General features: G+C 39.1%; 15 protein-coding genes. 6 read left to right on the top strand and 9 right to left on the bottom strand.

The features are described 5' to 3' along the window. From ABXH34_RS13970 to ABXH34_RS13945, 6 genes are all read left to right on the top strand, one after another. Positions 1-301 (top strand): hypothetical protein (locus tag ABXH34_RS13970; RefSeq protein ID WP_353572500.1); only part of this gene is annotated, 301 nt, incomplete at its 5' end. Positions 302-451: 150 nt separating this feature from the next. After that, positions 452-1,243, top strand: coding sequence for a hypothetical protein (locus ABXH34_RS13965; RefSeq protein ID WP_353572499.1), 792 nt, complete (start codon positions 452-454; stop codon positions 1,241-1,243). Positions 1,244-1,260: 17 nt separating this feature from the next. After that, positions 1,261-3,801 (top strand): molybdopterin-containing oxidoreductase family protein, encoded by a 2,541-nt coding sequence (locus tag ABXH34_RS13960; RefSeq protein WP_353572498.1) that lies wholly within the window; start codon positions 1,261-1,263, stop codon positions 3,799-3,801. Between the two features lie 20 nt (positions 3,802-3,821). Next, entirely contained in the window at positions 3,822-4,493 is a 672-nt protein-coding gene (locus ABXH34_RS13955; RefSeq protein ID WP_353572497.1) for a 4Fe-4S dicluster domain-containing protein, read from the top strand. A 168-nt stretch (positions 4,494-4,661) separates the two neighbouring features. Continuing rightward, positions 4,662-4,946 carry a hypothetical protein gene (locus tag ABXH34_RS13950; RefSeq protein WP_353572496.1) on the top strand — a complete coding sequence of 95 codons (285 nt, stop codon included), beginning with the start codon at positions 4,662-4,664 and terminating at the stop codon, positions 4,944-4,946. Between the two features lie 17 nt (positions 4,947-4,963). Further along, the gene (locus ABXH34_RS13945) at positions 4,964-5,278 is read left to right on the top strand and encodes a hypothetical protein (protein WP_353572495.1); all 315 of its coding nucleotides are present in this window, start codon (positions 4,964-4,966) and stop codon (positions 5,276-5,278) included. A gap of 102 nt (positions 5,279-5,380) precedes the next feature. On the opposite strand, the gene ABXH34_RS13940 is transcribed toward ABXH34_RS13945, so the two are convergent. The 9 genes from ABXH34_RS13940 to ABXH34_RS13900 form a co-directional block, all read right to left on the bottom strand. Next, positions 5,381-5,743 (bottom strand): type II toxin-antitoxin system death-on-curing family toxin, encoded by a 363-nt coding sequence (locus tag ABXH34_RS13940; protein WP_353572494.1) that lies wholly within the window; start codon positions 5,741-5,743, stop codon positions 5,381-5,383. Further along, positions 5,740-5,919, bottom strand: a complete 180-nt coding sequence (locus ABXH34_RS13935) for a hypothetical protein (protein ID WP_353572493.1) — start codon at positions 5,917-5,919, stop codon at positions 5,740-5,742. Before ABXH34_RS13935 ends, ABXH34_RS13940 begins: the two co-directional genes overlap by 4 nt. A 331-nt stretch (positions 5,920-6,250) precedes the next feature. After that, the gene (locus ABXH34_RS13930) at positions 6,251-7,207 is read right to left on the bottom strand and encodes a lysylphosphatidylglycerol synthase transmembrane domain-containing protein (RefSeq protein ID WP_353572492.1); all 957 of its coding nucleotides are present in this window, start codon (positions 7,205-7,207) and stop codon (positions 6,251-6,253) included. A gap of 265 nt (positions 7,208-7,472) precedes the next feature. Beyond that, positions 7,473-8,213 (bottom strand): ABC transporter ATP-binding protein, encoded by a 741-nt coding sequence (locus ABXH34_RS13925; RefSeq protein ID WP_353572491.1) that lies wholly within the window; start codon positions 8,211-8,213, stop codon positions 7,473-7,475. A 63-nt stretch (positions 8,214-8,276) separates the two neighbouring features. After that, the gene (locus ABXH34_RS13920) at positions 8,277-9,197 is read right to left on the bottom strand and encodes an MBL fold metallo-hydrolase (protein ID WP_353572490.1); all 921 of its coding nucleotides are present in this window, start codon (positions 9,195-9,197) and stop codon (positions 8,277-8,279) included. Beyond that, complete coding sequence (locus ABXH34_RS13915; protein ID WP_353572489.1) at positions 9,194-9,610, bottom strand: response regulator; 417 nt, start codon at positions 9,608-9,610, stop codon at positions 9,194-9,196. Before ABXH34_RS13915 ends, ABXH34_RS13920 begins: the two co-directional genes overlap by 4 nt. Positions 9,611-9,853: 243 nt before the next feature. Continuing rightward, complete coding sequence (locus ABXH34_RS13910) at positions 9,854-11,353, bottom strand: hypothetical protein (protein ID WP_353572488.1); 1,500 nt, start codon at positions 11,351-11,353, stop codon at positions 9,854-9,856. Beyond that, complete coding sequence (locus ABXH34_RS13905) at positions 11,350-12,114, bottom strand: type III pantothenate kinase (RefSeq protein ID WP_353572487.1); 765 nt, start codon at positions 12,112-12,114, stop codon at positions 11,350-11,352. Before ABXH34_RS13905 ends, ABXH34_RS13910 begins: the two co-directional genes overlap by 4 nt. After that, the gene (locus ABXH34_RS13900; protein ID WP_353572486.1) at positions 12,098-13,057 is read right to left on the bottom strand and encodes a biotin--[acetyl-CoA-carboxylase] ligase; all 960 of its coding nucleotides are present in this window, start codon (positions 13,055-13,057) and stop codon (positions 12,098-12,100) included. The genes ABXH34_RS13905 and ABXH34_RS13900 overlap by 17 nt, the downstream gene beginning before the upstream one ends. Positions 13,058-13,346: the final 289 nt, after the last annotated feature.

Here is a 13,346-nt window from a genome sequence, read left to right as displayed (position 1 = left end):
GAGTGGTATGTACGGCATGGGTGGTATGGGCGGAATGTCTGGCATGTACGGCATGTACCCAATGAGTGGTATGTACGGCATGGGTGGAATGAACGGCATGTACGGTATGGGCGGAATGTCTGGCATGTACGGCATGGGTGGAATGAACGGCATGTACGGTATGGGCGGAATGTCTGGCATGTACGGTATGTACCCACAACAACGTGGTATGTATGGCATGGGTGGAATGAACGGCATGTACGGTATGGGCGGAATGTCTGGCATGTACGGCATGGGCGGAATGCGTGGCTGGTCTTACTAAGTCGCTATGAGCCTTACCAATACAATAAAAATATAAGTATTTTTGTATAAATTGGGTGCATGGATGCGCCCTTTTTCATGTTTAACTCACCGAAGGATAACTACTATTTTGTTTGACAAAGTTATAATTGTCGCAAAGGGGTGAACTCGTATGAAAAATATTGCTACAACCTTTGCCCATATCAGTTTTATCATTGCCTTGCTCTGTATTCCATTGGCGCAAGCAGCTGATACGGGTAAATTTGGTAATTTAGATTATGAACGTGCCAGATGGCATCCTATCCATTTTCAACCAGCAATTAATGAAGCAACCAATGAAGACTGTTTAAGCTGTCACCAAGACGTTTTAGACCGTAAAGTAAAAGAACAATCTCCAGCAGGTGTCAAAGCCAGTGAATCTTTAGCTTGGTATCAAACTTTAGGTGTGTATGAAGGTGAACAAGAAACTTTTCATGCACGTCACTTAACGACACCTTTGGCTAAGGAATTAATGAATCTGCAGTGTAATTTCTGTCACCAAGGTAATGACCCTCGTGAAGAAGCACCAGGCAATTTAGATACAAATGGCTCTGGTTTCACCATGCGCAAAATGGTAGACCCAGAACAAACCTGTTTACGCTGCCATGGTCGTCATAACTATGAAATCATGGGTGTTCCTGGTAAGTGGGCAGATACAAAAGCCATGTTTGGCAATAGCTGTACCGCAGCATGTCACGTTGCCATCCGCACAACCCGTCACCAAGTTAACTACTTAAATGCCGATGCGATTGAGAAAAAGGCAGCAGAAGACCCAGACACCTGTTATGGCTGTCATGGCGGTCGTCAATGGTATCGTATAACCTACCCTTATCCTCGTCATCAATGGCCAGGAGCTAGTGACGTTGTACCAGAATGGGCAAAAGATCGCCCAACTGAATCTGATGAACGTTTCCGCTTAAAATAGGACTGGAGGATAAGCAGATGAGTGATAAATTAAAATGGCTCACCGACAGCCTAAACATGAATCGTCGGAGCTTTTTGAAAACAACTGCAGTGGGTGCAGCGACAACAGGCTTAGTTACAGCAAAAAAAGATGCTGAAGCCTTTGCCTATGAACCTTATCCGCGTGATGATGAGCTAGAAACAGTCGTCACCAGTTGTGCGCATAACTGTGGTTCACGTCACGCCTTAATCGCCCATAAAAAAGGTGATGTTATTGTTCGTTTATCAACGGATGATGGTCGTTTCCAAAAAGATGGTCATTACGGTAAAGACACTGAAGAAGAACCTCAATTACGGGGTTGTTTGCGTGGTCGTTCATATCGTAGCCGTATTTATTCCCAAGAACGTTTGTTGTATCCGATGATTCGGGTTGGTGAACGTGGTGAAGGCAAATTTAAACGTGCCTCTTGGGATGAAGCATTAGACCTTGTTGCGGGCAAAATGCTCGACATCAAAATGAAATATGGTCCAACTGCGATACTTGATCAAAGTTATGCGGGTGCATCTTGGGGTGTATTCCATAAGTCTGACCAAATCGCAGGCTTATTAGGTCGTTTTCTTGGCTTATTTGGCTGCCGTACTAATTCATGGTCAGTGCCATCGTATCAAGGCACTGTATTCAGTTCGACTCAAACTTTTGGTTCGATTGAAGATGGTAACGAAGACGATGCGTATAGCTATTCAAAACTCATAATCATGTGGGGTTGGAATCCAGCTTACACATTCCATGGTGGTAATACATTCTATTACATGCGTTTAGCCAAACAACGCGGCTGTAAATTCGTCTTAATTGATCCACAATATACTGATTCTGCTTCGGCGTATGATGCATGGTGGATTCCAATTCGCCCGAATACTGATGCAGCGATGATGGCGGGGATGGCACATCACATCTTTGCAAACAATTGGCAAGATCAGCTGTTCATCAATAAATTTGTCCAAGGCATGGATCAAGGTACGATGCCAGAATGGGGCAAAGGTGGTGAAAGCTTTAAAGATTACATTATGGGCTTTTCTGATGGTATCGCTAAAACCCCTGAATGGGCAGCGGAAATCTGCGGTGTATCTGCGGAAGATATCAGAAAACTGGCTAAGATGTATGCTTTAACCAAGCCTGCAGCATTAAAAGCCTCTTGGGCACCGGGTCGTAATGCTTACGGTGAGCAATACAATCGGATGGCAGCAGCATTACAATCCATGACAGGTAATATCGGTAAATTAGGTGGCTGTGCGGAAGGGATTGGTAAAGGTTGGCACGCGGAAGGTTCTGCATTGCCAGAAGACCCTTACAGTAACATTTATGCGCAAGCGATTAAATCTGACCGTTGGGCGCATTGTGTGCTGAACTTCCCGAATTTGAAACGTGAAGAAATCGGTTTATGGCCGCGTCAAGATCCCACTGATGGTATGCCACCATTAATTAAGGGTATTTTCTGGCAAGGTTCAAACTGGTTTAATCAGCTCACCAATATTAACAAAGAAATCAAAGCCATTCAGAATATGGAATTGGTTGTGTGTAGTGATTCCACGATTACGCCATCGGGCTTATATGCTGATGTGTTATTGCCTGTTGCGACCCATTTTGAACGTCATGATGTGGCATTGCCTTGGTATAAAGGACATTACTACATTCATCGTCCTAAAGTTATTGAGCCTATGGGTGAAAGTAAAACCGATTGGCAAATTTACACTGAATTGGCATATCGTTTAGGCTTTGGTCCTGTATACAATCCACGTGCAAGCCGTGATTATTTCCATCACAATGATGATACTGATGAATCTTATTTACGTTATTGGTGGGAAAGTAAGGTAATGGCACATCAACATGTCGAAATGTCATGGGATGAGTTCAAACACCTTGGTATCTACAAATTCAAATTGGATAAACCCCATGTTGGATTTGAAGAAGAAATTAAAAATGGTAAGCCGTTTAAAACCCCATCAGGTAAAATTGAAATCTTATCTACGCCATTGGCAACTACGCCAGATTTTGCTAAAACCCAGTTTGGTTACTACATTCCACCGATTCCAAAATGGATTGAGCCTTGGGAATGGTTGGGACATCAGAAAGCAGTTAAATTCCCATTCCACATGATTACGCCTCACCCTCGTTGGCGGACACATAGTATTTTCAATAATATTCCTTGGTTACGTGAAATGTATGAGCAGGAAATCACCATTAATGCTTCAGATGCGAAAAAAATGGGGATTAAAACGGGCGATACGATCGAAGCGTGGAATGATCGCGGCAAGATTGTGTTACCTGCGTATGTGACTGAACGTTGTATGCCGGGGGTTGTAGTGGTACATGAAGGAGTTTGGTTGGACTTAGATGAGAATGGCGTTGACCGTTCTGGTAATCCAGATTTCTTGACTGATGATAATCCATCTCCTGCGGGTGCGTTCGCATATAACACCATTTTGGTGGACTTCAAAAAATCTGATCTTGAACACCGTCCGGGTTGGGATAAATTGGCAACATCACGTAGCCATGTATTCCGTCGTGATAGCGGTATGTAACCGATTGAGGAGTGTTTAAAATGGCAGAAGCAAAAAAGTTAGATAAAGAGCAAGTCAAAGAGGCGGTCAAACGCCGTAAACAGGTCACATACACGCCCGTCAAACCTGAGCAGCAATTGGGTTTTGTACACAATAACGTGGATTGCATTGGTTGTCGTGCCTGTGAGATTGCTTGTAAAGACAAGAATGGTTTAGCGGCTGGCCCTCGATTCCGTCGGGTGCAATACATTGAGGGTGGTACTTATCCTGATGTGTATGCCTACAAGGTGAATATGTCTTGTAATCATTGTGCTGAGCCTGCATGTTTACCAACTTGCCCAACAGGTGCGATTTGGAAACGTGCGGATAACGGTGTGGTGGATATTGATTCGACCTTGTGTATCGGTTGTCGTCGTTGTGAAGCAGCTTGTCCATTCGGTGCTCCACAATTTGACCCAAGTGATGGTTTGGTCAAGAAATGTAACATGTGTATTGATGAGCTAGAAGCAGGACGTAATCCGTATTGCGTAATGGCTTGTATGATGCGGGTGTTGGATATTGGTCCGATTGATCAAATTCGTGCAGGTGAATATGACACCAAAGCGATTGGTCCTGGAGAAGAAACTTCACGTCGTGTGAAAGGTCTGGCTAATCCTGATTTAACCAATCCATCTATTGCCTTTATTGCGCATAGTAAGGGTAAAGTTGATTAGGATTTAACAACTTAATACTTTGAAAAAGCACAATCTGGCAGAAGTTGGGTTGTGCTTTTTTTGTATGAATAAAAAATATGTAGTAACTTTTTGCGGCTAATTAAAAATATTAGTTATAATTATAACTAATATTTTTAATATATTAATCAATAGAGAGAATTCAACTTAATGTTTCAGAATAAACCTATTTGTGAAGTATGTGGTAAAAGTAAAGCTATATCATTTTCATACTTTGTCACCAATGCTGATTCAGGTGGTAACTGGAAATTTACTTGTGAATGCACCAAAGATGATGAAGATTATTACATTCTTTTAAAAGATTTTTTTTCTAGTCCAGCGTCAACTATTGATTGGTTAGCCCATATAAATGAAAAAGGTTGGATGAACTGGAATGATTTTATGAATATGATGGAACGTTTTCGTCATGCAACTGATAGTTATCATATGATGTGACAATTAGAAGAATGTCTATGGATAATAAACAAATTGAAGAAATGGCTACTAAGCTAATAGAAGTAAAGCGTCAAATTCGAGCTTTAGAAGAGGAAGAAAAAAGACTTAAGACAGAAATAAAACCTTATTTTCAAGAAAATAGAGAAGCTATGAACTTTGAGTCTGGTAGAGTTTATTGTACAGAGTCTAATGCTTCAAGAAGTCTTAAACGACGTGAAACCCTTGACTACATTAGAAAAAACTTTGGCAATGATATTGCCGACCAAATTGATGAAAACTGTACTAGCTTAGGAAAACCAAGACAAACAGTAAGTGTTAAGTTATTTTTATAAAATTTCATCTCGTTTCTACAAGCCTTGTAGAAATACAGTCAAGACGCGCCGCATCACTCATTTAATTGATATGGCACGTCAAAGTTTTTATTTGTCCATCATTCATTGTTTTATCCAAGTGACGATTTCTTGAAAATCTAATTGTCCTGATGCTACGCCAATAACAAAATCATATTTCTCATCTTGTGTGGCTTGTATATCCTTGCCAAAGTGCATCAATACCAAACGCATTAATACATAACCAGTCCTCTTATTACCATCTATAAATGGATGATTTTTAACGATGCTTTCTAAAATTGCACCCGCTTTCTCTTCTAACGAAGGATAAAATACTCTTTCGCCAAAACCGCCAAAAGGTCTTTCAAGTGCAGATTTAAGCGCATTTTTATCTCTAATTCCCTCTAAACCACCAAACTCTTTTAACAAAATTTGATGAATTTCGATAACTTCATCATAGTCTATCATTTTGCTAATTTTTTAAGTAATTCTTGGTCTTCAACTAAAATTGTCTTAAAGTTTGTTGAGAGGCATATTTTTTCTTGTGCCAAGCTCTCCATTTGACGAAGCTGTTGCAAAAGGTCATTCAAGACTGCATTGGGTAATTTATTAACTATTTGTATGATTTCTTGTTTAAGTTCCATGGCAATATTTTTAAGTGTGTTGATAATCTTTACAGTGTAGTTGATATTTCTGTATTAGAAAATTTATTATCCTGTACAAAGTAGTCAAGACGCGCCGCGTCATGAATCTACTTAATGTAGCACGTATGAAGGCATCCTCATAAACTTGCAGAAATAAGCCATGAATAGTGTATGCTAAAGACTGAATAAGCTAAATATTGGAACCAAGCGATGCTACGAGAAATTATTAACCCAAAAACGCAAGAATATACGCTAAAAATTCCAGTAGACTACTTTCATTATGTACGTCAATGAACTATATGGATTATTTTGCATAACTCAGCTACATAAATCAAGATTCTTCAACTTGTGTCAATGAGCGAGTATCTAAGCCTATCATTGCCAATGCGCCTAAAACAACGGCAAACCATAGTGTGGCAAACCGACAAATTAAAGTAGCAGCAAAAGCAACTTCTTGTGAAACCCCTAAGCTAACTAAGAACAGAAGCATTGCCGCTTCAGTACCACCCAAACCACCGGGCATAAAAGACGCTGCTCCAATCACAATACTCATAGCATAAATACCAATGGCTAAAGCAAGGCTAATATCAACATCGAGGTAATATAAAATCAAATAAAAGCCAAGGCCTTCAGCACTCCAAGCAATTAAGCTCAGCACCAAACCACCATATAAAAATTTAAATGTTAATAAACCGCGTGCATGGGAAAGTAATTCAAAAATTTTGCTGACCAATTGATCTAATTTTTCAGGTAAATAATGATGCAGTATATTTTGAACAGATTGTAATAAGGTAGGGCGTTGCAATACGGTTAAAATAATTGCCGCAACCAAAATCGGTGGGATAAGCCATTTAGCATAAGCTGTAAATTGACTGAGGATTAAAGCTGATAACAATACCATGGTTAACAAATCAGATAAACGCTCAATGAAATACATGGAAATACTTTGAGGGAAAGAAACATTGTGTGAGTATAAAAATACAGAACGGATCATTTCCCCAACTTTACCGGGGGTAGTGGTAAAGGCAAAACCGACTAAATAATAGCGAAAACTTTGAATAAGTGTTAAATCTTGGTATTCCGTTGTGCTCAGATACCATTGCCAACGTGCAAAGCGTAATCCGTAGTTGATTAATGATAGAGCTAAAATAATAATCCAACCCGTTATACCTAAACGAAAAATAGCACCTAAGGTTTCTTCCCAACCAATCCATAATGTATAACTAAAATAAGCTAAGATTGCCAAAGCTGTTACTGAGAGGCTTGTTTTAATCGGTAATTTGTCCATGAATATCACAAGGTTAAATTTGAAATTGCGAGGCAGTATAGCATTTTAGCTTACATTGTATTTCCAGATTATTGTGATTTTCTTGTAGATATTTAGGGCTATTAACTCTTTTAAAAACTAATAACTATGCACAATAAACGGTTTAAATACCAAAATATTAAAAATATACTACATGAGAGGGCTGGAAGTTTAATAAATCCAAGGATTAACAGTTTTTAAATCAACAATATTATTGAATTCTTGTTCTTAGCATCGTGAAGAGCAATCAATAATTCATATAATCTAAATCTTGTTGAGTCAATTGATATACATTCATTAAATTATTTGGCGTTAATACTTGTTGCGGCTCACCTTGAGTGACAAGCTGACCTTGATGTAACAATATAATTTTCTGGCAAAAACGAGCGGCCAAATTGAAATCATGTAACACTGCAATGACTAAATGTCCTTGTTGTGCATATTGTCGTAATAATTCCATGACCCGCAATTGATGGTAAGGGTCTAACGAGGTCACTGGCTCATCGGCAAGTAAAACAGGTGCTTGTACCGCCATTGCTCTAGCTAATAATACCCGCGCTTGCTCACCGCCAGATAATTCAGTTATTGGGCGTTGTGCAAAATCTAGGGTTTCGGTTTGCTGCATTGTGCGAAGGATGATTTCTTGGTCTAATGTAGACAGGGTTTGCCAACGAGATAAATATGGTAAGCGGCCTAAGGCAACAACTTGTTCAACTGATAAGGCCCAATGAATAGGATGTTTCTGTGCTAAATAGGCAATTTTCTTAGCATAATCAGCTCTATGCACGGTATTCATCGCGACTTGATTTAACAGCATGACCCCACTGTAAGCGGTAAGTCCTGCAATGGCACGCAATAAAGACGTTTTGCCTGCACCATTTGTACCCAATAATCCAATTAATTGCCCAGCATCCAATTGACAATTAATATTCTGAACCAAGGTTTTTTGTTTAATTGACACTGAAAGCCTACGTAAAACTAAGCTCATATTATCCCCATAAAACAATTATTTATAGTGATTGTAGAGTGTTAGGATTGGCTATTATCAATTTTATAATGAATCAAGGTCAACGGTTAAACCTTCACGAGCCACTCGACATTGCATAGAAGATTGACGCTTGTGTAGTAATTCTAAAGATTGACGGTGTAAGTCTTCGATTTTATTATCATTATAATTTGGGTCGACGTGAAATAAATAGAGCTGTTTCACATTAGCATCAGCCGCAAATTCAACGGTATCAACAAAACAGGAATGACCCCAACCACGTTTTTTATTGTAATCTTCAGGTGTATACTGTGCATCATGGATAAAAACATGTGCATCTTCAATGGTTTCTAGTGCTTTTATTCGCTCTTCCATTTGCATCGCATTAATGAGTTGCCATTCTTCTGGGTCAAGTTCATCGCGGCGTTCTTCAATAGTGCGGTCAATAAAGGACAATTCATTGTCCGATACGTAAACAATCGTTTTACCATGGACTTGAATTCGATAGCCATAAGTACTACCAGGGTGATGTACATTGAAGGTTTCAATTTTAAATGGGCCATACTCAAGCTTAGAGTCTTGCGCCATCACATAATTAATATCCGCCATCCACATTTCAACTTCAACAGGAAAGTATGGGCTGACCATTTGATTTGAAACACGATTTTTAATTTCTTCAATATCGCCCGGTGCTGAGATGTGAATTTTCCAACCGGGAACGAAGGCTGGCACAAAGAAGGGTAAACCAGAAATGTGATCCCAATGATAATGGGTAATGATAATCATCAGCTCTTTAATATCTTGCTGTGCCATCAGTGAGTTGCCCAGCGGAATAATGCCAGACCCTCCATCACAAACTAAAATGTGATCATCGGCTCTAATTTCAACGCAAGAAGTATTGCCACCTACACGCATATGGCTGCCGAACGGTGCTGGATATGAGCCTCGAACACCCCAAAACCGAATATAGTTTAGTGAATCACTCATTTTTTCTTCCCAGCAATTGCGGCCTCGTCAATCGGTTCAATATCAGTATGCGTACAGACCAAGTTACGAATTTCTTTAAAACGTAAAGGTTTGATTACAAAATCCAATGCACCTAGCTCTTTCGCAATACTGCGATCTTGAGCGTAATCTTTAGAAGTCACCATAATGACAGGAGTTTCTTTCTGGTGTGGCATCGTACGCAAACGGCGCAAAAATGTCAGACCATCCATCCCAGGCATGATAATGTCTAAAAACAACAGTTCTGGCTGATGTTCTTGTAAGTAAGGATAAGCCTCAGCAGGTGATTTAAAACCAATAAAATTCACTGCTAGCGGCTCAACGCTAAACTGATATAACGAAATTGACGTTGCGCTGTCGTCTACGACTACAACAGTTGGCACTTTGTCTGTCATGAAGCTAAACCCATTAACTGTTCTCTTTAAGCGCAATATCTACAGGATTTGTGGTACTAAATAGGACTTAAAGTCAAATCAGCCGTTCCGATAGATGGTTGCAATGCTTCAAAATACTTGGTAAAAAACCTTTTTAGTATCCATTTAAAATGGGTATAACCCAGCAAATATTCACTGTTCGTACCCAACTGCATGTCAGTATTATACACAACAAAGCCGTTTGTAGGGAGAGGCTAAACCGACTTATTTACAATGTTGCATAGCATCTAAACGAGTTTGTTTAAAGGTTTTTCTAAATTTACTGGCAATAATTTGTTGGGTTTGAGGCATTTTAGCGATTAACCAGTATTTTTTCTGCTGTTTATAATAATTTTTCAAATGCACATTAGCATAACCTTTGGCCTTGATCGCATTGGCTCTACGTTGTGCATTAGCATAGCTATCATATACGCCCAACGAAATACTATTTTTCAATGCGCCACTGGTCATTAAACGCATATCAGAGACACCTTCATGCCGAAGTCGTACCACTATATTTTGAGCGATAAGCCCTTGTTGTACAGATGAAATACGGCTATTCGGTGCAATATAAACCCGTACCTTATCCACTTCATTAATGGTTTTTTTATCAATAAATGTTTTGATTTGTTTGCTTTTTGATTTCAACCAATTTGCATGTTTATTGAGCTGCTTGATTGATGTGTAAGAGCCTATTTCATAACATATTTGTTTAACAGGTTTAGTTGATTTTACGCTAGGCTTATCAGGTTTGGGTGCCGCAGCCACTTTAAGTGGTTTTATTTCATCAACAGGTTTGGGGGGAACTTTTTTAATAACTTCAGGTTCAACAGCCAATTCAGGTGGCACAGTCACCCGTTCATTAAACACATCATTTGAAACACGCTTGAAAGTATTACCCACTTTTTGCACGGTTTGTGCTAAGCGACTAAAGAAATCATCTGCTTGTTGTTCAGAAGTCTTTTGGCTGCTATTGGCTTCAGGTTGTTTATAAGTAATCTTTGTTTTTTCAGTTTGTTGAACTGGCTTTGAATACTCAGGCGTTGTATTTTTTTCAGGCTCGGAAGTATCTGCCATCACAACTATTGTTTCAGGTGTTTCTTTGAAAATTTGATTATGTTTAATATCTTCTATTTTAGCCGTATTTTCTGTTAGCAATTCTTTTATGGATTCTGTAGATTCTTTTGAATTGGGTTTTAGATTCATATCTGTATTTATGTCTGATGCTTTTACATCATTAGATTTATGATCATCTTCAATCTGCTCTGCCTCTTCCATTTTTGGTAGTTGCGCAATTTTACTAATCACAGACATTGTACGTAAATTGCTAGGCACAATAATGCTTGGTGCTGAATTTTCTGGCTCAGGGGTATGTCCATTCTGGGTATTCTCAGCCAATATCAATTTAGCTTTCGCTGCTTTGAGCGATTCTTCATGAGTAGCTTCTACTACAACCTTAGCTTCATCTTGCAATGTTCTCGGCTTTTTATCTGTTAGCACACCACTGCTGTCGGCTAGGCGCATTTTTTCAGGCGCAATGGTTTTTAAAGGTGGGGCATCACGTTCACTAACCAAAGTTAAACTCTCAACATCCATACTTAATTGCATGGCTTGTGGTTGCGATTTGTATTCATGCGGTTGCCAAGGAAGCAATGATAGCCAACCTTGCAGCCAAGCATAAAACCCAATATTCATCAAAAATAAAAGAAAAGCAAGCGTTTTCATAAGCGTTGTTTCACCATCACCGCCATGCCATGTAACACTAAATCAGGCATATAAGAACAAGGTCGTTGTATCAACGGCACAAATGTTGTTGCACCGCCCCCAGTGAGAATTAACTTCACATGGTTATGATTTTTTTCTAAACGTTGTAATACATATTCTAACAAACCTATTACAGCATAAACACTGCCAGATACAATACCTGTTTGTGTGTCACGCCCTAATAGTTTGTAATGTTTATCATTTTCACTGCCAGCCACTCGTTTCTTTAAATCGCTGGTATTCTCTAGTAAGCTGTTTTGCATCATAGTTTCATTGGGTAAGATTAAACCGCCTGCGTGATGTCCGTGTGCGGTTAAAATATCCAGCGTAATAGCTGTACCGCAGTCTAAAATACAAGTCACTTCATGGCTTAAGTCACGTGCGCCAATGAGTGCTAACCATCGGTCTATACCTAATTGTTCTGGGTTTTCATAGCCATTGACCACACCACAAGTAGAATCTGTTGTTTTCATTACAATTACATCAATTCCCCAACTATTGCGCACCCAATTACTGATTAATTCATTGACATGTCTATCCGCGACGCTGGCTAAATACACGCCTTGCCAAGGCATTTCTAATTCCAGCCAACTTTGTGCGATACTCAGTTCCAAACTTTCAGCTTGTTTATAGGCAATACTTTTCTGTGGACTCAGCGTCCCATCTTGGTTAAAGGTTGCCCATTTTAGGCGGCTATTGCCTATATCAATCAGTAGCATCATAAGAGACACTAACCTCACCAGAATAAAAAGGTTTAATTTTCTGTCCCACCTTGACCAATAATGCACCCTGCTCATCAATTCCACAAGCCTGGCCTGTAATTGTACCACTTGTGGTTAATAATTTGATTTTCTTACCTTGCAAAAAGTCAAACCGCGGCCAGTCTGCCAAGTAAGAATGAAAACCATGCTGTTCATAATGTTGCAGCGTCATTAGTATATGCTCAATCAAGTGACTGGCAACATCATTACGTGAAACGTGTTGCGGTAAAATCGTTTGCAAATCAATCCAAGCCTGCTCAATATCAACATATGGAATACGTACATTAAGCCCAATACCCACTACAATATCATAACAATTCTTATTTACCAGTCGTGTTTCTACTAATAAGCCTGCTAATTTACGTTCTTGCCACCAAATATCATTAGGCCATTTTACCACTACATCAGAAATTCCTAATGTATACAGGAATCTAGCAACCGCGATAGAAAGTGCAAGGCTGAGACAACTTAAAGGAATATTGGGGTTTGAATAACGATATTTAACCGAAAGACAAATACCACTGGCATAAGGGGATAACCATTGTTTACCACGCCTACCGCGTCCTTGAGTCTGGTATTCAGCTAGGCAGGCTATAGGCTTATCCGTTGGATAGTCCAGCAAATAAGTATTCGTAGATTCAATGCTAGGTAAAATAATTACTTTAGATAATTGTTGATATATCGAAGGAGGAAGCTTATCTAAAATGGTTTGCACATCAAGCAACTCAGTTTTTTGCAACAATTGACAAATTTGTCTATCGTATTTAAGCAATATACCTTTTTGTTCTAATTCTTGTAATTGAAGCAACAGCGTGCTGGCATCTAATTCAAGCAAGCTACATACTTGTGATAAAGCATAGGGCTGTTGATCTTGTAAAAGGCGTAAAAGAGCTTGTTCAAGCATCAGAATTCAGCTATTGGTTAAAATGTTGCTGATTATAACAATACCTTCAGCATTAAGTAGCGGTTTTAGGAGACTAAAAAAACTGCCCAAACTGTGCAGATTGAAAAATAAAATCATCATCCAGTTCCTGACATTTTCACTATAGCATGCTAAGTTGTTGATTTTAAACAATATAAACAAATATTGGTTTGAAATAAAATCAATCTATTAGAACATATTCAAACAATGGCTATAGTCAATTTCGGTTTATGTGTTAGGACTGGCAGTCCTGTATCACTTTAGAATAAAA

This window comes from Candidatus Albibeggiatoa sp. nov. BB20, assembly GCA_016744725.1.
GTDB lineage: Bacteria > Pseudomonadota > Gammaproteobacteria > Beggiatoales > Beggiatoaceae > Albibeggiatoa.
Note: the sequence above shows the minus strand (reverse complement) of the source record. Positions and strands in the feature narration are given on the sequence as shown.

What these genes read in the sequence shown, in the direction of transcription:
- ABXH34_RS13965 (WP_353572499.1), top strand. Translation starts at nt 452, where the DNA reads ATGAAAAATATTGCTACAACCTTTGCCCATATCAGTTTTATCATTGCC.
- ABXH34_RS13940 (WP_353572494.1), bottom strand. Translation starts at nt 5,743, where the DNA reads ATGATAGACTATGATGAAGTTATCGAAATTCATCAAATTTTGTTAAAA.
- ABXH34_RS13905 (WP_353572487.1), bottom strand. Translation starts at nt 12,114, where the DNA reads ATGATGCTACTGATTGATATAGGCAATAGCCGCCTAAAATGGGCAACC.
- ABXH34_RS13920 (WP_353572490.1), bottom strand. Translation starts at nt 9,197, where the DNA reads ATGAGTGATTCACTAAACTATATTCGGTTTTGGGGTGTTCGAGGCTCA.
- ABXH34_RS13935 (WP_353572493.1), bottom strand. Translation starts at nt 5,919, where the DNA reads ATGGAACTTAAACAAGAAATCATACAAATAGTTAATAAATTACCCAAT.
- ABXH34_RS13945 (WP_353572495.1), top strand. Translation starts at nt 4,964, where the DNA reads ATGGATAATAAACAAATTGAAGAAATGGCTACTAAGCTAATAGAAGTA.
- ABXH34_RS13915 (WP_353572489.1), bottom strand. Translation starts at nt 9,610, where the DNA reads ATGACAGACAAAGTGCCAACTGTTGTAGTCGTAGACGACAGCGCAACG.
- ABXH34_RS13925 (WP_353572491.1), bottom strand. Translation starts at nt 8,213, where the DNA reads ATGAGCTTAGTTTTACGTAGGCTTTCAGTGTCAATTAAACAAAAAACC.
- ABXH34_RS13910 (WP_353572488.1), bottom strand. Translation starts at nt 11,353, where the DNA reads ATGAAAACGCTTGCTTTTCTTTTATTTTTGATGAATATTGGGTTTTAT.
- ABXH34_RS13960 (WP_353572498.1), top strand. Translation starts at nt 1,261, where the DNA reads ATGAGTGATAAATTAAAATGGCTCACCGACAGCCTAAACATGAATCGT.
- ABXH34_RS13955 (WP_353572497.1), top strand. Translation starts at nt 3,822, where the DNA reads ATGGCAGAAGCAAAAAAGTTAGATAAAGAGCAAGTCAAAGAGGCGGTC.
- ABXH34_RS13900 (WP_353572486.1), bottom strand. Translation starts at nt 13,057, where the DNA reads ATGCTTGAACAAGCTCTTTTACGCCTTTTACAAGATCAACAGCCCTAT.
- ABXH34_RS13930 (WP_353572492.1), bottom strand. Translation starts at nt 7,207, where the DNA reads ATGGACAAATTACCGATTAAAACAAGCCTCTCAGTAACAGCTTTGGCA.
- ABXH34_RS13950 (WP_353572496.1), top strand. Translation starts at nt 4,662, where the DNA reads ATGTTTCAGAATAAACCTATTTGTGAAGTATGTGGTAAAAGTAAAGCT.